General features: G+C 29.7%; 17 protein-coding genes. 12 read left to right on the top strand and 5 right to left on the bottom strand.

Annotation, left to right across the window (positions count from 1 at the left end; all coding sequences use genetic code 11):
- Positions 1–247: 247 nt before the first annotated feature.
- The 5 genes from CLJU_RS13250 to CLJU_RS13230 all read left to right on the top strand — a co-directional run bounded on the left by CLJU_RS13250 (position 248) and on the right by CLJU_RS13230 (position 3168).
- Entirely contained in the window at positions 248–730 is a 483-nt protein-coding gene (locus tag CLJU_RS13250; RefSeq protein ID WP_013239336.1) for a DUF2127 domain-containing protein, read from the top strand.
- A gap of 117 nt (positions 731–847) precedes the next feature.
- Positions 848–1078 carry an AbrB/MazE/SpoVT family DNA-binding domain-containing protein gene (locus tag CLJU_RS13245; protein ID WP_013239335.1) on the top strand — a complete coding sequence of 77 codons (231 nt, stop codon included), beginning with the start codon at positions 848–850 and terminating at the stop codon, positions 1076–1078.
- Complete coding sequence (locus tag CLJU_RS13240) at positions 1075–1920, top strand: ABC transporter ATP-binding protein (RefSeq protein WP_013239334.1); 846 nt, start codon at positions 1075–1077, stop codon at positions 1918–1920. The genes CLJU_RS13245 and CLJU_RS13240 overlap by 4 nt, the downstream gene beginning before the upstream one ends.
- A complete protein-coding gene (locus CLJU_RS13235; protein ID WP_013239333.1) occupies positions 1920–2567 on the top strand; it encodes an ABC-2 transporter permease in 648 nt (215 codons plus the stop codon). Before CLJU_RS13240 ends, CLJU_RS13235 begins: the two co-directional genes overlap by 1 nt.
- A 103-nt stretch (positions 2568–2670) precedes the next feature.
- A complete protein-coding gene (locus CLJU_RS13230; protein WP_013239332.1) occupies positions 2671–3168 on the top strand; it encodes a GNAT family N-acetyltransferase in 498 nt (165 codons plus the stop codon).
- Between the two features lie 43 nt (positions 3169–3211).
- Here CLJU_RS13230 and CLJU_RS13225 read toward each other — a convergent pair whose 3' ends face one another.
- On the bottom strand, positions 3212–3811 hold the full coding sequence (locus CLJU_RS13225; protein ID WP_013239331.1) for a tyrosine-type recombinase/integrase: 600 nt from the start codon (positions 3809–3811) through the stop codon (positions 3212–3214).
- A gap of 499 nt (positions 3812–4310) precedes the next feature.
- Between CLJU_RS13225 and CLJU_RS13220 the strand changes: the two genes are divergently transcribed.
- The 3 genes from CLJU_RS13220 to CLJU_RS13210 all read left to right on the top strand — a co-directional run bounded on the left by CLJU_RS13220 (position 4311) and on the right by CLJU_RS13210 (position 7345).
- Positions 4311–5243: a GGDEF domain-containing protein gene (locus CLJU_RS13220; RefSeq protein ID WP_156496165.1), complete on the top strand. Its 933-nt coding sequence runs from the start codon at positions 4311–4313 to the stop codon at positions 5241–5243.
- Between the two features lie 221 nt (positions 5244–5464).
- Entirely contained in the window at positions 5465–6583 is a 1119-nt protein-coding gene (locus tag CLJU_RS13215; protein ID WP_013239329.1) for a D-glucuronyl C5-epimerase family protein, read from the top strand.
- Positions 6584–6649: 66 nt separating this feature from the next.
- Entirely contained in the window at positions 6650–7345 is a 696-nt protein-coding gene (locus tag CLJU_RS13210) for a hypothetical protein (protein ID WP_013239328.1), read from the top strand.
- A gap of 88 nt (positions 7346–7433) precedes the next feature.
- Here CLJU_RS13210 and CLJU_RS13205 read toward each other — a convergent pair whose 3' ends face one another.
- The 3 genes from CLJU_RS13205 to CLJU_RS13195 form a co-directional block, all read right to left on the bottom strand.
- Complete coding sequence (locus CLJU_RS13205; RefSeq protein WP_013239327.1) at positions 7434–8555, bottom strand: DegT/DnrJ/EryC1/StrS family aminotransferase; 1122 nt, start codon at positions 8553–8555, stop codon at positions 7434–7436.
- Positions 8556–8575: 20 nt separating this feature from the next.
- Positions 8576–9754 (bottom strand): DegT/DnrJ/EryC1/StrS family aminotransferase, encoded by a 1179-nt coding sequence (locus CLJU_RS13200; RefSeq protein ID WP_013239326.1) that lies wholly within the window; start codon positions 9752–9754, stop codon positions 8576–8578.
- Between the two features lie 70 nt (positions 9755–9824).
- Positions 9825–11024, bottom strand: a complete 1200-nt coding sequence (locus CLJU_RS13195; RefSeq protein ID WP_013239325.1) for a MerR family transcriptional regulator — start codon at positions 11022–11024, stop codon at positions 9825–9827.
- 477 nt (positions 11025–11501) lie between these two features.
- On the opposite strand from CLJU_RS13195, the gene CLJU_RS13185 reads away from it, so the two are divergent.
- The 4 genes from CLJU_RS13185 to asnB all read left to right on the top strand — a co-directional run bounded on the left by CLJU_RS13185 (position 11502) and on the right by asnB (position 17262).
- The gene (locus tag CLJU_RS13185) at positions 11502–12143 is read left to right on the top strand and encodes a YidC/Oxa1 family membrane protein insertase (protein ID WP_013239323.1); all 642 of its coding nucleotides are present in this window, start codon (positions 11502–11504) and stop codon (positions 12141–12143) included.
- A 138-nt stretch (positions 12144–12281) separates the two neighbouring features.
- Entirely contained in the window at positions 12282–13943 is a 1662-nt protein-coding gene (locus CLJU_RS13180; RefSeq protein ID WP_013239322.1) for a glutamine--tRNA ligase/YqeY domain fusion protein, read from the top strand.
- 323 nt (positions 13944–14266) lie between these two features.
- Complete coding sequence (locus tag CLJU_RS13175; protein ID WP_013239321.1) at positions 14267–15124, top strand: polysaccharide deacetylase family protein; 858 nt, start codon at positions 14267–14269, stop codon at positions 15122–15124.
- A 296-nt stretch (positions 15125–15420) separates the two neighbouring features.
- A complete protein-coding gene (gene asnB, locus CLJU_RS13170; protein ID WP_013239320.1) occupies positions 15421–17262 on the top strand; it encodes an asparagine synthase (glutamine-hydrolyzing) in 1842 nt (613 codons plus the stop codon).
- A gap of 410 nt (positions 17263–17672) precedes the next feature.
- Here the strand turns inward: asnB and larE are convergent, their stop codons facing one another.
- A complete protein-coding gene (larE, locus tag CLJU_RS13165; protein WP_013239319.1) occupies positions 17673–18491 on the bottom strand; it encodes an ATP-dependent sacrificial sulfur transferase LarE in 819 nt (272 codons plus the stop codon).

Below are 18491 nucleotides of genomic sequence, written 5' to 3'. Positions count from 1 at the left end.
AAATCCCACTTTTCCTATAATCTTTACAAATATTTTAACATCATATTTCATTTAATAATTTACTTCGTATTAATTTTACCTTTGTGAATCAACTTATAAGTGAATTATATCATTATTTATAATATAGGTTAAGTAGAAAGAGAATTTACAATATGAATTAATAAAGCAAATATATAAATAATAAGTATTATAATTTATTATTTAGTTTAAGTAGTAGTGAGAGCAGGTGATTATAATATCGAACTTAATGAAATTTAGTACAAATAGTAATATATTTCATAAAGGATTTGAAATTGGAATATTAATAAAATTTATTGATGGTTTTTTAGAAATTATAGGTGGAGTTTTATTACTTTTTTTAAATCCAAGTAGATTAAGTGATTTAGTTGTTTTGTTAACACAACATGAGTTATCGGAAGATCCAAGAGATGTTATTGCAAATTTTATGATAAAATTAAGTTCAAAATTTACCATAAGTACGCAATATTTTGGAGTGTTCTATTTGATTTCTCATGGAATAGTCAAATTAATTCTTATAATATTTCTATGGAAAAGAAAGTCTTGGGCTTATCCACTTACTATAATATCATTGATTTTGTTTATAATTTACCAAATTTATAGATATATACTTCATCCTTCAAGTTGGCTAATAATACTAACCGTTTTTGATATTATAATGATAATATTAACTTTCATAGAATATAGAAGAATAAAAAATTTCCCTAATTGAAAGCACAGCTGGGGACAATTTTTGTTCAAAATCTTGACTTATTAAAATAAGTGAGTATAATTTAGTTATACAAATCATACTTATCATACAATATTAATAATGAAAAGAGGAAATAATATGAAGCACCCAAAAGACAAGTATGCGTGGACAGTAAAAATCGGTGAAAAAGGGCAATTTGTTATTCCAAAAGAAGCTAGAGACATTTTTGACATCAAGCCCGGTGATACTATTATAGTTCTTGCTGATAAGAAGAAAGGTATTGCTATACCTCCAAAGTCACTTTTTACTAAATTAACTGAAACAATTTTTGACGGAGATATTTCTGAAAGAGAAGGTGATAAGGAATGAGTGTACTTGAAGTAAAAAATCTATGTAAGAAATATCCTGCTTTTGAACTGAAAGATGTATCATTTTCCCTTGAAAAAGGGAAAATTACAGGATTTATAGGTAGAAATGGAGCAGGTAAATCTACAACATTAAAATCATTGTTTAATTTTGTACATCCCGATAATGGGGAAATTTTATTTTTTAATAATAATTTTTTGAATAGTGAATTTTTAACCAAGCAGCGTGTAGGCTTTGTTTTAGGTGGAATTGATTATTATACAAAGAAAAAAATTAAAATGATTACCAATATTACCAAATCATTTTACGATAAATGGGATGATACTGCTTATTTTAAATATATGGACATGTTTAAGTTAGATGAAAACAAAACACCTGCACAGTTGTCAGCGGGTATGAAGGTCAAATATGCGCTAACTCTTGCGTTGTCACATAATGCAGAGCTGCTTATTCTTGATGAACCTACGAGTGGACTTGATCCTGTTTCAAGGGATGACTTGTTGGATGTATTTATGGGACTTTGTGACAATGGAATTACCATATTGTTTTCGACTCACATTACTTCTGATCTTGATAAGTGTGCCGATAACATTATATATATCAAAAACGGTATGATTCTTGCCGATTCGGATATTAAATCATTTGTGGATAGCTATAAGGTTTTGCAGCTTACCAAAGATCAATTAACCGAAAATTTGCAGCCAAAGTTGATTGGTTGTAAAAGAAGTAAAAATGGTTTTTCAGCACTTATAAGAACAGATGATATTTCAGATATAGGTATTGATTATATAAATCCAGATTTAGAGTCAATTATGGTTCATCTTGAAAAGGAGGAGGAAAAGTAATGAAAAAACTTTTAAAAAAAGAAATATTTCTTTCTATGCATCCCACGGCACCTATTTTCATCATCCTTTCAACTATGCTAATAATACCTAATTATCCCTATTACGTCGTGTTTTTTTATACAGGATTGGCTGTATTTTTCACTTGCTTAAACGGCAGAGAGAACAATGATGTTTTTTATACTCTAACACTTCCTATTGCTAAAAAAGATATTGTAAAGTCACGATTTGCTTTTGTAATTCTTTTAGAATTAGCACAGATAATTGCAGCAATACCTTTTGCAATTATACGTGAAAATCTTCCATTACCAGGTAATCAAGTTGGTATGGATGCAAATATTGCTTTGTTCGGTTTTTCACTTATAATGCTTGGCTTATTTAATTACATTTTCTTTGAAATTTATTATAAGGACATTAACAAGGTAGGAACTGCTTTTGTATGGTCAAGTACCGCTATATTTGTTTACATAGTAATTGCAGAAACTAGTGTGCATATCATACCTTTCGTAAGAGATTATCTGGACACAAAAGACCCTAAATATCTTGCTTATAAGTTGATTGTGTTGGCAGTGGGAACAATAATTTATACTTTTCTCACATATGCTGCTTACAGAAAATCAGTTAAATCTTTTGAAGCTTTGGATTTATGATAGATGGTTTTAAAAAAATTGGATAATAATAAGAAAATTCATGTTATTATAATTATAAGGGCAAGAAAGAGATAAATTACAATTTAGAAAGGAAAAAAATTAAATGATACGTTTGCTTCAGGAAGAAGATATAGAAATTGTTTGTAAAATTGTCAATGATAATTGGAGGTCTGTATATGATGGCTATGTAAATGAACAATTGCTCAATGATAATGGTTGTTTTAATAGGAAAAAGAGATTGAAAGCAGATTTCTTATCTGGTAGATTATCAAACTATGTTTATGAATGTGATGGGCATATTGCAGCAATATTATCTATTGGAGATACAGTTGACAACGATAAAATAGGAGCTTTTGAAGTTTGGCGTATTTATATTTCCGAGGCTTATCAAAATCAAGGAATTGGAAGTCAATTACTTAACTTTACAGAGCAGCAGGCGTTTAAATGTGGTTATAAAGAAATTGTAATATGGGCTTTTAAGGGAAATAGTAGAGCTATTTCATTTTATAAAAAACATGGATATATAAAAGATAAAGAAGAATATTTTGGAGAGCCATATTTAACGTATGCTGTTAGATTTAATAAAAACTTAAATAAGTAAGTTCAAAATTAAAATATCGATAAAATGCAGTAATTATATATTTTTAAACCATTTCACTTTTTGCCTCAAGCTTGGAATACATCTTTTCCTGCTGTTTTGTTGTAAATTGAAAATATATTTCTGTATTTGTAACAGATTTATGCCCAAGCCACCATTGTAATTCTTTTATATCCATGTCAGATTCTGCTAAATGAACTGCTGTAGTATGCTTTATAGAATGAAAATGATATTTACTTTTATCATAAATATTGGCATAGGAACAATATTTTTTCATCATATAATCAAGAGTTTGTCTGGAAATTGGTTTCCCTCTTTGGCTTTTAAATAAAAATTCAGAATTAGATGATAATTTGCTTTCATGTATATACGTATCTAATGCATTTTTAGTTTTAACATCAAGTCTTATAGTATTATTGTAACTGCCCTTTAATCTTTTGCAGTAAATTGCACCTTTGGAAGCATTATAATCTTCCAATTTAATTAAACCAATTTCTGAAGCTCTCAAACCACACCTATAAGCAACTCTAAAAATTGCTAAATCTCTAACTGCATGTGTACTATCTAAATTAATAATGGCTTTAAAAAGATCTTTTACTTCTTCTTGGGTAAGATATTTTACTTTCCTGTCACCTTTTCTTTCCATTTAGTTTCCTCTTTTCAAAATAATTGTACATTATAAATATTTTGTACTATAAATTATAACATAATATTGTGTAAAATCCAATTATTATAAGAAAAATATCAAAGTAATGTTATTATCTTCAATAAAATGGAATAAAACATGTAATTATTTTCAATTTATGAAATTAAATTAAAATAAATAAGTATAAAATGATGATTTTTAGTACAAAATATTTATTTCGTCCTAAATAATAATGTATATAAAAAATAAGTTAAAGTGTGTAAAATACTCTTATAATATTCTTTATTAAACAGGGTGGAATTTCCAGGTTTTGAGGTGTTGCCCTATAAATAATTATTTATTTATTACAAGACATTTACTTAATAGTATATTTCTTTTCATTTCATTTTTTTTTATATGGAGTCAATTTTTTAAAAATAAAGAACATTTATTAAACCCATCGTCTCCTGTAAGGATAAAAGTTCTATATGCAATTACTTCAGGAGTTTTAGGTGGATTTTTGATACCTTTTATTATGAAAGATAAAGGTTACATACCGGTAGATTTTCAAAATTTTGCTATACTTATTTCAGCAATAAATGGCGGCTTCTTATGTTCATTTATTACAGGGGTAGTAATTTCTTTTTTTTCAATAGTATTTGGGTTAATGAGTTATGAAACATTAATTATGTCCATTACAATATTAAGTATTAGTTGTGGGATTATTTCTAAATGCAGTTTACAGAAAACAAAAAAATGGCTATGCATGATTATCAGCAGCTTGATTTTACATTTCCTTTTTATGAATATAGTATCGTCAACTGCAAAAATCAATAATACAATTTACAAAGCATTCATTATATATTCAATTTTAACAATTACATTTGGATTTATAATATATTATCTTTGCGAGTATATAAATCAATCAAGTTTGTTGTTTTTGAAGTTTAAGGAAGATTCCTGCAGAGACTTTTTAACTGGGCTTAATAATGTTAGAAATTTCAACAACTTGTTTAACGATTTATCTAAAAGGGCAGTTGAAAGAAAAGAAAGGCTTTCACTTATTATGATAGATATTGATTGGTTTAAAAAAATTAATGATACATATGGTCATCCTTCAGGGGATGAAGTGCTAAAACAAATTGCTTTAATACTCAAAACAGTATGCAGATCTTTTGATATAATTTCAAGAAACGGTGGGGAAGAGTTTTCAATATTATTAATAGACTGTCCTAATAGACAAGCTATAGAAATTGGTGAACAAATAAGGAAAGCAATAGAAAAGCATGAGTTTATACTATCCACAGGTAAAAAAATTAATATTTCTGTATCTATTGGGGTTACAACTTATCCTGATATTGTAAATAATGTTAAGCAAATCATAGAAAGTGCAGATATCGCTCTATATGAAGCAAAGCATACAGGTAGAAATAAGGTAATTCCATATTATTGATTTTTTATTTATAAAACGGGAAAGACATGATTAAAGTTTAGAATATATTTTTATGTATTAGAAAATAATATTAGAAGCTATAATAGGTTAATATTATTTGAAAGTCATAAAAGGAGAAAATATGAAATTTAAAAAAAATATAATTGCAAAGATAATATGTACAGTTATAATTTTGGCTATTAACATAATTGTGTTTACTGGAGCAGTAAAGGCTTTTAAAAGTGGGTGAAGTATCTGAAAATGAAGCCCAAAACATACTAAAAAATAGTAGAAGATTGCAAAATCAAAAAAAATATTCAAAAGCTATAGAAGGATATAATATAGTTTTAGAAAATAAGAATATGTCTAAAAGTATTATAAACGAAGCAAAAATATGTAAGCTGCTGGCAGAGAGAAAAGTGCCTGTTTTGAATAAGTATTCTTTCCTCCCGGAGTATATGAATATTGGGAAAAGTGGTGTGGATTATTATAAAAGCAATAAGTGTAATTACACATTATATGGAGAATATAATCCTGTAAAAAAATATTTTAATTATCAGCCGGATTGGGCTTATCTTGAGTCACCTAGTTTTAAATATGATAAAAACGGTATACCCATGGTAAAATACAATGGCAAATTTTATTATAATGCAGTTACTATATGCCAATATGCACTTTATTTATATGATGGGTATATAGATACTGGAGCTAATAAAGATAAATTTTTAAATACAGCAGATTTTTTAATAAAGAGTATAAAAAAAGATGGATCTTTAAGATATGAGTTTAAATTTGGATATTATGAGTGCTTAAATGAAGGATGGGCTTCAAGTATGTCCCAGGGGCAGGCACTTAGTGTATTTACTAGAGCCCATCATTTAACTAAAGATTCAAAGTATATAAATGCAGGGCAGAGAGTACTTAAATATCTTTTAACGCCTGTTTCAGAAGGCGGTGTTATGGATAATCTAGGTGCTTTAGATAAAAGTCTTGAAGATAAGATATTTTTTCAGCAATATGTAGGAAAAACGTCTACTTACACATTAAACGGGTATATATTTACATTGATAGGTTTATATGATTGGAGCAGTGTACACTGTCCCCAAAATATATACTATTCTAACGTGGCTAAAAGATATTGGAATAAAGGACTTCTAAGCTTAAAATATATACTGCCTTATTATGATATAGGTAACTTCACATCCTATGATTTATATCACATTATAAAAAATGGACCTCCTAGCAGTTCTGACTTTTATCACTGTATTCACATTGAAGAAATGAATGTACTTTATAATATTACAGGGGATGAATATTATAAAGATATAAGAAATATGTGGATGTCTTATGTTAAAAATTAGTATTTCAAAGGTTTAAAAATTAGTGCTGGAGGTGTAACATTATAGTTATATGTGAGGTGTATTGCTATGAAAAAAAATCTTCTCAGCATTGATTGGGATTATTTTATTCCTGTAAGGGAGGAATGGTGTGGTTCTTATATTGAGAATAAGAGAACAAATATTATATTGTGGTATAGGAGATATTTTAAAAATAGGCAAATGGGAGAAAACATTGAAAAAACAGTTAGAACCGGTAATGAACTGAAAGGCTTTTGGAGTAAAATAAAACAATGTTTTTCCATAGAAAGTAAAGCTAAGGTATATGTATCTGATTCCCATAAGTTTTCTTATTTCATAGCTCAAAACAATAATTGTGATGAAGTTATAAATTTTGACGCACATTCTGATTTGGGTTACGGCGGGATGAAGTCACTTGATTTTGAATTGAATTGTGCCAATTGGCTTGGAAAACTTTTAAAAAACAGTATTATAAAAAAGGCAAATATAGTTTACAGCCCTTATACTTATGAAGAAAAAGGTGAATTTGAGGAAATAAATAAATCGTTTTCTATAAAATATCCTAAGGTGGAGCATTTAGTAAATAAGAACATAAATGTTATTCACATATGTAGGTCGGGGAGTTGGACTCCTCCCTGGCTTGATAATGAGTTTTATAAATTCATAAATGATTTGCATATGTCATATAAAATTATGAAATGTCCTAAAAGGTGTTGGAATCCTAGAGAGCTTACACTCTCAGATAAAATATATATAATGCTTTGAAAATGTGTTTGATGAATTTTCTAAAAGTGTGGTTAATTTTGTAAAGCAGTACTTAGTGTAAAATCTAAATACTGCTTTTTGTATAAGGTTATTTTGTATAGAATTTTTTAATGGTTTCGCACACAAAGTTAACTTCATCTTCAGTTATTTCAGGGTATATAGGAAGAGCTAAAACTTTAGTTGAAAGTTTTTCAGCTACAGGAAAATCACCTTTCTTATAGCCTAAATAATCAAAACACTTTTGAAGATGAAGAGGGATTGGATAATAAATACTAGTTCCGATTTCATTTTCCTTTAAGTATGCAGCAAGTTCATCTCTTTTTTCTACTAATGTATTAAATGCATAGTATACTGGTTTTTGATTTCCTTTAACTGTAGGAAGTTTTATATAGTCACAATCAGCAAGTCTTTCTTTGTACCAATCAGCTACTTTTTGTCTTTGCTTAAGTGCATTGTCTATATACTTTAGTTTAACTAAAAGTACAGCAGCTTGAATAGAATCAAGTCTTGAATTATATCCTATATAGTCATAATGATATTTTTTAGAAGCACCATGTACTCTAAGCATTTTAGCAGTTTCAGCTAACTTGTCATTATTAGTTACTATCATGCCTCCGTCGCCATAACCACCTAGTGTTTTTGTTGGGAAAAATGAATAAATACCAATATCTCCTATAGTACCAGAATGTTTGTATTCACTTGAGGAACCTCCCCACTGCATACCAAAAGCTTCTGCAGCGTCTTCTAAAACGCTTAAATTATGTTTGGATGCTATATCCATTATTTTGTCCATGTCTGCCATCTGTGAAAAAAGATGTATTGGTAATATACTTGCAGTTTTTGAAGTTATTTTTTCTTCTATTTTATTTGCATCTAGATTAAAAGTATCTTCATCTACATCAACAAAAACTGGTTTTGCATTTAATTTAGCTATACAAGAAGTTGAAGCTAAAAATGTAAAAGGGGAAGTTATAATTTCATCTCCATCTTTAAATCCAAGTGCATGGGAAGAAACTAAAAGTGCATCTGTTCCAGAAGCTACAGCTATGGCATGTTTTGCTCCTGTATATTTTTTTATTTCTTCTTCAAGTTCCGATACTTGAGGTCCAAATATAAAACTTCCACTTTCAAGTACAGCTGATATAGCCTTATTAAATTCTTCTTTCTTTTCTAAGTATTCTCTTGTAGGTGTAAAAAAATTAACTTTCATTTTTTGTCCTCGCTTTCAATTTATTTCATGACTTTTTCTACAGCAGAAATTAATTCTTTAACGACATATTCTGCATCTTCCAATTTAAGAAGAGAATAAACTGGTACAGAAATTTCATTTGCATAGTGATTATATGCATTTGGATAATCTTTTATATCGTAACCTAAATTTTTGTAAAGTGTAAACATAGGCAAAGGAGTATAGTGAACATTAGTAGCTATATCTTTTGCCGCAAGGGATTTTATTACTTCATTTCTTTGATCTTCACTAAAGTCTTTTATACGAAGAAGATATAAGTGGTATGAAGTTTCACGTATAGCATCTTTCGTAAACGGAATTATAGCCCAATCCTTTTCACTTAAAAATTTAGTATATAAATCGAATATAGCTTTACGTTTTTTTAGCATTTCTTCATATCTTGGGAATTGTGCTAAACCTATAGCTGCAGCTATATCAGTTAAATTGCATTTACCTCCATCTGTAACTATATCATATTTCCATGCACCCGCCTGCATTTTGGAAAGAGCATCTTTTGATTGACCATGTAAGGATTCCAACTTAAAGTCCTTATATAAGTCCTTTTTACCAAACTTATCATTCTCGTTAAATGTTATTGCACCACCTTCAGCAGTAGTGAAGTTTTTTACTGCGTGAAATGAGAATACATGGAAATCGGCTTGAGAACCAACCATTTTGCCTTTGTATTTTGCACCAAAAGAGTGAGCGGAATCCGATACAAAAATTATATCTTCACGATTTTTATCCTTTAATATTTTGCGAATAGCATCGTAGTCTATAGGCACTCCTGCAACATCTACTGTATATATAGCTTTTGTCTTAGGTGTTATAGCATCTGCCAATTTTTCTAAATCAATTAAGAAAGAATTTTTTTCTATATCTACTAACTTGGGTTTTATTCCTCTACGTATAGCAGCACTTGCTGTTGCAGTATAAGTATAAGGAGTAGTTATGACTTCATCTCCTGCTTTTATGTTAAATTCCTTCAATACAAGTTCTAGTCCAGCAGAATTACTGTTTACAGCTAGTGCTTTATCGCTATTACAATATTCAGCAACCTTATTTTCAAATTCAGTACATTTTGGACCTGTAGTAATCCATCCTGATTTTAAAACTTCTACAACTGCGTTTATTTCGGCTTCACCTATATCTGGTGGTGAGAATGGTATTTTCTTATTCATTTATAATCAATCCTTTCATTTCGTTGTCTAATTTATATAAGTTTTTAGATTGTAGATTAATTTTTAAGTGCTATTTTCTACTTTCAAAAAAACCAGTATCTTTTGTTATATAAATATACCCATTTTTGTTTATTTCAGACTGTAAGTATTCTGCAAAGGATTCAAGTTTATCTTTGTCAAATGTAGTTTTTGTATTGCCTGGCATAGAAAATATATAATCTATGAGAGGAGATGCAGCTGTTAGCTTTAAGTTATCACTATATCTTTTCATTTTTACATCTTTAAACCACTTAGAGAGTTTTAACAGACCATTTTCAAGTTGAAAACTTTCTGTAATATTAAAACTATCTGTAGTTATATTCTTAAAGTTATATTTTTTAACGATTTCTCTCATTTCTTTCATATGATTTTTACCTACAGTTGAGGCATAAAAATAGCCCTTAGGTTTTAAAACACGATAAATCTCTGAAAGGGATTTGTCTACATCACTTACATGGTATAATACATGGTTTGCTATCACTACATCAAAACTATTGTCCTCATAAGGTATATTTTGTACATCTGCTATTTTAAATGTAAATCTTTTTGAATTAATGCCTAAATTATTTTTTGTATCCTGAAGCATTCCAGGGGAAAAATCAGTAAGAGTAATGTCCCAACCTTCAGGAATTTTATCTAAGTTTTTTTGCCATAGCTCCCCATTACCACATCCAAGTTCCAAAATAGAGGCTTTGGAAGGAATATTTAATTGATTAAAAAACCATTTCATCCATCCTCGCTTATTTGTGCTGAAAAGTTCATGAATCCTTATTCTGGCTTTTAAGTTAGAGGCATTTTCATATTGTTCCATCCACTTTTGATCTGTATTTACTATGCTTATTATGTTTATAAACTTGTTCCAATTGAGTTCTTTGTCATTGTCAAGCATATGCACAGCTTCATCTATGGATTTTATTACAGCTTCAATGTGGTATATTTTTTCTTTCATTATCTTTTTTTGTATTTGGAGAGATCTCTTTAAATCACCTTGATTTAAATCATAGTTCATTATTTTAGATATATCCTCAAGTGAAAGACCTATAAATTTAAGAGTAAGTATTTTTTGAAGTTTACCGAAATCTTCAACATTATATAATCGGTGACCAGACTCAGTATAGGCACAGGGTTTTAAAAGACCTATTTTGTCATAGTATCTTAAAGTCCTCAAGGTAACACCTGATTTTTGGGCAAATTTGCCGATACTTACTAGTTCTGATTTATGGGAAGTCATTATTTATCACCTCTGCCTAAATTATTGTAACACATGACGTAAGGTAAGCGTCAACAAAAAATTTTATTTTCGAATAATATTTTTGTGATATTATGGTTATATTAGCATAAATAAAGGGTTTGTGTTGAATATAAAATCATTATATGGTAATATCAAATAAAAGTATTTCATATATAATTTATTTTAAAGGAATGTTTATCATGAACATGGACTTTTTCAATATTTTCTACTTTATTCTGTTGTTTATGTGTATAACTGCAGTTTTTTCTGGTGTTTTACAGGTACATAAAAGCTTAAGAGAAAGTATTAGATATAATTTAATAGAATGTATAGTTTTAAGGGCATTGGGTTATCCAAAAAAATTATATATAAAACAGTATGTGAGTTACGAAAAATATAAAGTGTGGATATACTTTACACAGCCTTATTTAAGAATAATGTTTTAAAATATAATAATTTATAGATAGGAGATATTATATGAACATTATTTTTAATTTACTGGGTGCTTTGCTCAATCATGTATTTAATTTTACGGGAGATTGGGGTATTGCAGTTGTTGTTCTCACTTTAATTGTAAAGGTACTTTTGATGCCTATGTCTATGAAACAAAGGTTCAGCATTTTAAAGCAGCAGAAAGTTGCTAAAAAGATGGAAGACATAAAAATTAGGTATAAAAATGATAAGCTTAAGATGGAAAAGGAAATACAAAACTGTTATAAGGATAATTTAAAAAGTATGATGGGATGTTTGCTTACAATTATTCAGCTTCCTATAATAGGTGGGCTTTATAAAACCATTATAAACATGCCTGTAGTTTCAGGTACAGTGCTTATACCTTGGGTAGCTTCAATAAAATTAAGCGATAGTTATTTTATAGTTCCTATAATGTATTCGATCATTTCAATGCTGCCTGGCCTAGTAAATTCTATAGATTATTTTAAAGTCTATAGGGAAGTGCAGTACAATAAGATGTCAGCTATACTTCCTGGAGTAATTGGACTTTTAATAACAATTAAAGCTCCAATAGCACTTGGATTGTATTTTATAACATCTAGTGTTTTTTCACTTGTAGAAGAGATAGCCTTTAGAATTTATATTAAAAACAAGCAATTTGTATAGATATTTAGAAAAGGCATTTACTTATAAAAAATGCCTTTTCTTTCAATCAGAGAATCCAAATCATGATTTGGTCAGGTAACGATTACCACTCTGATGTACATATCAATTAAATAAGTTTTAGAAAAGGATGGTTAACTTATGGAAGAAAGCAAGAGTTCATCAAATTTTATTAAAAACATAGTAGAAGAAGACATGAAGTCAGGAAAGTATAAAAAAATAATAACAAGGTTTCCTCCAGAACCTAATGGATATTTACATATAGGCCATGCGAAGTCAATAGTTTTAAATTTTGGATTGGCAGATGAATTTGGTGGAAGAACTAATTTAAGATTTGATGATACTAATCCTTCAAAAGAGGATACAGAATATGTAGAGTCAATAAAAGAAGATGTAAAATGGCTTGGATATGATTGGGATGAATTGCACTTTGCCTCCAGTTATTTTGATGAAATGTATAAAAGAGCATTACTTTTAATAAAAAAAGGTAAAGCTTTTGTGTGCGATTTGACTCCAGATGAAATAAGAGAATATAGGGGTACTTTAACTAAACCTGGCAAGGAAAGTCCTTATAGAAATAGAACTGTAGAAGAAAATCTTGAATTATTTGAAAGAATGAAAAATGGAGAATTTAAAGATGGAGAAAAAGTTTTAAGAGCTAAAATTGATGTGACTTCTCCTAACATAAATATGAGAGATCCAATTATATATCGTATAGCACATGCTCCACATCACAATACTGGAGATAAATGGTGCATATATCCTATGTACGATTTTGCACATCCGCTAGAAGATGCCATTGAGGGAGTAACTCACTCCATATGTACACTTGAGTTTGAGGATCACAGACCTCTTTATGATTGGGTAGTGCGTGAATGTGAAATGGAAAATGTGCCAAAGCAGATAGAATTTGCTAGGCTTAACATTACAAATATGGTAATGAGTAAAAGAAAACTTAAAAAATTAGTAGATGAGAATTTTGTAGATGGATGGGATGATCCACGTATGCCAACTATTGCAGGACTTAGAAGAAGAGGATTTACACCAGAATCTGTCTGCAAATTTTGTAAAGCTATAGGCGTGGCAAAAGCAAGTAGTGTAGTAGATTCTCAAATGCTAGATTACTTTTTAAGAGATGATCTGGAAACAAAAGCACCTAGAACTATGGCTGTTCTAAGACCGCTAAAAGTCGTAATAACAAATTATCCTGAAGGACAATGTGATACTTTTGAAATTGAAAATAATCCAGATGATCCTACAGCAGGAACTAGAAAAGTACCTTTTTCAAAGGAAATATATATTGAACAAGAAGACTTTATGGAAAATCCACCTAAAAAATATTATAGATTATTTCCGGGAAATGAAGTTAGATTAAAAGGTGCTTATTTTATAAAATGTGAAGAAGTCATAAAGGATGAAGAAGGGAACATAAAAGAGCTTCACTGCAGCTATGATCCTGCATCAAAGGGAGGAAATAGTCCTGACGGAAGAAAAGTTAGAGGTACACTTCATTGGGTAAATGCAAGTACTGCAATTCCAGCAGAAATAAGACTTTATGAACCTTTAATTTTAGATGAAAAGGAAGAAGAAGGCAGTGATTCATTTTTAGATAATGTAAATCCAAATTCCTTGGAAATATTAAATGGATTTTTGGAGCCTGATATGAAGAATGCAAAATCAGGCCAAAAATTTCAATTTTTCAGACATGGATATTTCAATGTTGATCCTAGGTTTTTTCAAGAAGGTAAGCTAGTATTTAATAGAATAGTATCCCTTAAGAGTTCTTTTAAAATAAAAAAATAATCTAAAAAACTATAGAGAAGTTATAGTACTATAACTTCTCTATAGTTTTTTTATGCCAATGAATAATTTCAGATTTTTTAGAATATATCATTAAAGAGTTAAAACAAATTACAAAATGATTACATTTTGTCATAATGTATAGTAAAATAGAATGATTTATTATACTATAAATAGGGAAATTAAAGGAAGGTATCGAAATGTTATTTTTTAATTTTACTTAGGCATTTTCAAAGAAATATCTAGTCAGTATGCTAGCCTATTTGACTTGTTATTTTCTTTCAAATGATGTATGACATTAGAATTTTATTAGGGAGATGGAACTGATGAATAAATATGAGGACAGAATTAAAAAAAATAGAATCATCAAGAAAAGAAACAGTATAATTATAGGAATCCTTTTCTTATGTATTTTTGGTTGGGCATTTTTTATAGGAACTAAAGTTGCATATAAAAAACATGCAGTAGTAACTACTTCTAATAAAGTAGAGCATCAGAAAAGCGCTGAAGAAAAGCAGCAGGATGAACTAAAACAAAGATTTACAACAAAGCAGCCTGCAGGAGCGTATATGCCTTGGAAAACCAAGAGAACAGATGGAAAGAAAGTGGCTTATTTAACTTTTGATGATGGTCCTTCCCCAAATACTTTAAAAATACTTTCAATATTGAAGCAAAATAATATAAAGGCAACTTTCTTTTTAATTGGACAAAATGCTGAGAGAAATAAGGAGTTGGTAAAAGAAGAAGTAAAAGAAGGACATGTAGTTGGAAATCATACTTATAGCCATGAACTTAAATATAGAGAAGATCCATCAGTATTTGTAGATGACATAAATAGATGTGATACAGTAATTAAGTCCATAGTAGGAAAAGATTACAATTTAAAACTAGTAAGGTTTCCAGGTGGTTCCTTCAATACACGTCATTTGAATTTGAATCCTTTTAAAGATGCAGTTACAAAAGCAGGATATCATTATGTGGATTGGAATGATTGGATTGGAGATGCTATGAGAAATAATGTTCCTGTGGACGTTTTATTGAATGAACTTAGAAAATATAGTAATGATGATACTGTAGTAGTTTTGATGCATGATGCCGCTACAAAGGCGACAACAGTACAAGCTCTTCCTGAAGTAATACAGTATTTAAAGTCAAAAGGATACACTTTTGAAACATTAAATTAGAGTAATTGAAAATTGTTGCCTTCGATAAACAGAGTTCTTGGCATCAGATGGAGTTTTAACTCCACCTGGTGCTTATTAACAATCTTCTAAGTGCTTTTTTAGCACTTAGAAGACGTTATCCTTTAGGAAAAATCGTTATTCAGGGACGTAGCTGCTCGCAACATACACTTGGATAAGTGGAAGTATTAGAGCAGGTAGTCATCGGATAAATAGAAAAATTCATTCACATATACATTTTTTAAATCATAGATTAAATTATATGTACATTAATAATATTTATTCGGAGGCGGCTTCTTATGTGTGGAATTGCAGGATGGATTAATTTAAAAGAGGACATTTCCAAAAACAGAGATGTTATTTTAAATATGACAGATACTTTAAAGAAAAGAGGACCTGATGATGCAGGCTATTACTTTTCTAAAAATGCACTCTTAGGACACAGAAGACTTGTAGTTGTGGATCCTTCTGGTGGTGCACAGCCTATGTCAAAAAGTGTAGGTGGCAGGAGATATATTATTGTATACAATGGAGAACTTTATAATACTGAGGATTTAAGAAAGTTACTTGTAAAAGAAAATTATTCTTTCAAATCCTATTCTGATACAGAGGTACTTCTAACCAGTTACATCCATTGGGGAATAAATTGTTTGAAACATATAAATGGAATATATGCTTTTGCAATATGGGATGAAAGTAAAAATCAGATATTTATGGCAAGAGATCCATTAGGAGTAAAACCACTATTTTATACAGTAAAAGATAATTCACTTATATTTGGTTCAGAAATAAAAACATTACTGGCCCATCCCTTTATTGAACCTGTAGTTGATAGGGATGGCCTGACTGAAATATTTGCCCTTGGACCTGCTAGATCTTTGGGTGGAGGTGTATTTAAAGGTATATATGAAGTACCACCTGCTAATTATGTTCTATATGATAGATATGGTATTAAGCTGCGAGAATACTGGAAACCACAGTGTAAAATTCACAATGAAGATACAGAAACAACGGCTCAGCATGTAAAAACACTGCTTGTAGATGCCATTAAGAGACAGCTTGTAGCAGATGTACCCGTTTGTACACTGCTTTCAGGAGGACTTGATTCTAGTGTTATATCTACAGTAGCTGCAGCAGAGTTTAAAAAACAAGGAAAGACTTTAAATACCTACTCTATTGATTATGAAGATAATGACAAATATTTTAAAGCAAATTCTTTTGAACCTACACCAGATAGAGTCTGGGCATTAAAAATGTCGGATTATATAAAAAGTGTTCATCATGGGATTATAAATACAAGCTCTGATTTAGCAGATGCCCTTTATGATTCTGTAAGAGCTAGCGATTTGCCTGGAATGGCAGACATTGATTCCTCACTATATCTTTTTTGCAAGGAAATAAGGAAAGACAATACAGTTGCACTGTCAGGTGAATGTGCAGATGAAATTTTTGGAGGATATCCGTGGTATAGAAGACCTGAAGACATTAATGCAGATACTTTTCCATGGTCAAAATCTATTAATTCAAGAAAGGAAATATTGTCTGATGAATTAAAGGCACTTGATTTGGAGGAATATTTAAATGAACAATATAAAAGTAGTATAAAACAGGTGCCTCACATAGATGGTGAATCCAAATTAGAGTACAGAATGAGAGAATTATTTTATTTAAATATAAAATGGTTTATGATAACACTTTTAAATAGAAAAGATCGTATGAGTATGTCTAATAGTTTGGAGGTTAGAGTACCTTTTGCAGATTATAGATTGGTAGAGTATGCTTTTAATATACCACCAGAGATAAAATTTTATAAAGGAAGAGAAAAGGGCTTACTGAGAAAGGCACTAGAAGGAATACTGCCAAAGGAAATTGTTGAAAGGAAAAAGAGCCCTTACCCAAAAACTCATAACCCTGAATATACAAAAATAGTTACAAAACGGATGTCAGATATTATGAAAGACAAGAGTTCTCCTATTTTGCCGCTTATAGATAAAAAATCAGTTAAGACATTAATAGATACAGGAGGATCTTCTTTTAAAGCACCTTGGTTTGGCCAACTTATGAGAGGACCACAGCTTCTTGCATATCTTATTCAGGTAAATACATGGCTTAAAGAGTATAATATCAAGATAGAATTTTAAAAAATAGAGTTTCTAGCTTGAAAGTTAACTTATACAGGTAATGTAATGACAAATTTTAGCACCATAAAAACTTTTGACAAGTCTAAAGTTCGGTATTTTGAAAATCTCATACAGTGGTATTCTTAAAAATAAACGTATAACAGAGATACTTTATTGTATGTTTTCTAACTTAAAAATCAACTTATACGCAGGTATATTTTTACAATAATGAAGCTCATTTAAATATTTTGTAAATAAGGCTTAGTAAAAAATTCGTAAAAACTTAGAACTTTTGAATTGTTTGAGGTACGAGTTTTCAAAAGTTCTTAGATTTTTTAGAATTTTTTACTTAGGCTTATCACAATATTTAACTGAGCTAAATGTTGTAAAAAATATCCGGAGTATAAATTGATTTTTTTGATTAGAAAATCTTATTTAGCATCCTTTAGTACAGCATTCATGCTGCCAGTTTTATAGCCTAATAGATCTAAGGTTACATATGTAAAACCTATTTCTTTTAATTTTTGTCCAACCTTATCCATTATATCTACATTAAAAAACTTAGATCTTTCTTCTGGATCAACTTCAATTCGGGCAATTTCGTTGTGATGTCTTACCCTAACTTGTTTAAAACCTAAATCCATAAGAAATTGCTCTGCATCTTCTACCATTTTTAGTTTTTGACTGTTGATCTCATTTCCGTAAGGAAATCTGGAAGCTAGGCATGCAAAAGAAGGCTTGTTCCAGGTTGGAAGTCCTATTCTTTTTGAAAGATTTCTAATATCTTCTTTGGTAAGCTCAGCTTCTTTTAAAGGACTTAATATGCCTAGTTCTTTAGCTGCTTTCATGCCAGGTCTAAAATCTCCAGTATCATCTAAATTTGCTCCATCTAAAACATAAGCTACATTATTTTCTTTTGCAATTTCTTTTAGTTTTGAAAATAATTCTTTTTTGCAATAATAACATCTGTCTACAGGATTTTCTTTATAGCCTTTAATGTCGAGTTCTTCTGATTCTATAATCAGGTGTCTTACCCCTATTGATTTAGCATATTTTTTAGCTTCGTCTAATTCCCTTTTAGGATAAGTAGATGAAGCAGCGGTAACTGCTATTACTTTATCTTCAAGGATATCATGGGCAATTTTTAGCAAAAAAGTACTGTCTACTCCACCCGAAAAAGCAATTACTCCACTTTTAATATTTCTCAAATTTTCTTTTAAGTCTTCTAGTTTTAAATTTGTTATATCCAT

The organism is Clostridium ljungdahlii DSM 13528 (genome assembly GCF_000143685.1).
GTDB lineage: Bacteria > Bacillota > Clostridia > Clostridiales > Clostridiaceae > Clostridium_B > Clostridium_B ljungdahlii.
This window is presented reverse-complemented; position numbering and strand designations above follow the sequence as displayed.

Coding starts and splice junctions, on each gene's coding strand:
- asnB (WP_013239320.1), top strand. CDS start 15,421: ATGTGTGGAATTGCAGGATGGATTAATTTAAAAGAGGACATTTCCAAA.
- CLJU_RS13205 (WP_013239327.1), bottom strand. CDS start 8,555: ATGAAAGTTAATTTTTTTACACCTACAAGAGAATACTTAGAAAAGAAA.
- CLJU_RS13185 (WP_013239323.1), top strand. CDS start 11,502: ATGAACATTATTTTTAATTTACTGGGTGCTTTGCTCAATCATGTATTT.
- larE (WP_013239319.1), bottom strand. CDS start 18,491: ATGGATATAACAAATTTAAAACTAGAAGACTTAAAAGAAAATTTGAGA.
- CLJU_RS13195 (WP_013239325.1), bottom strand. CDS start 11,024: ATGACTTCCCATAAATCAGAACTAGTAAGTATCGGCAAATTTGCCCAA.
- CLJU_RS13245 (WP_013239335.1), top strand. CDS start 848: ATGAAGCACCCAAAAGACAAGTATGCGTGGACAGTAAAAATCGGTGAA.
- CLJU_RS13225 (WP_013239331.1), bottom strand. CDS start 3,811: ATGGAAAGAAAAGGTGACAGGAAAGTAAAATATCTTACCCAAGAAGAA.
- CLJU_RS13235 (WP_013239333.1), top strand. CDS start 1,920: ATGAAAAAACTTTTAAAAAAAGAAATATTTCTTTCTATGCATCCCACG.
- CLJU_RS13240 (WP_013239334.1), top strand. CDS start 1,075: ATGAGTGTACTTGAAGTAAAAAATCTATGTAAGAAATATCCTGCTTTT.
- CLJU_RS13210 (WP_013239328.1), top strand. CDS start 6,650: ATGAAAAAAAATCTTCTCAGCATTGATTGGGATTATTTTATTCCTGTA.
- CLJU_RS13230 (WP_013239332.1), top strand. CDS start 2,671: ATGATACGTTTGCTTCAGGAAGAAGATATAGAAATTGTTTGTAAAATT.
- CLJU_RS13250 (WP_013239336.1), top strand. CDS start 248: ATGAAATTTAGTACAAATAGTAATATATTTCATAAAGGATTTGAAATT.
- CLJU_RS13180 (WP_013239322.1), top strand. CDS start 12,282: ATGGAAGAAAGCAAGAGTTCATCAAATTTTATTAAAAACATAGTAGAA.
- CLJU_RS13200 (WP_013239326.1), bottom strand. CDS start 9,754: ATGAATAAGAAAATACCATTCTCACCACCAGATATAGGTGAAGCCGAA.
- CLJU_RS13175 (WP_013239321.1), top strand. CDS start 14,267: ATGAATAAATATGAGGACAGAATTAAAAAAAATAGAATCATCAAGAAA.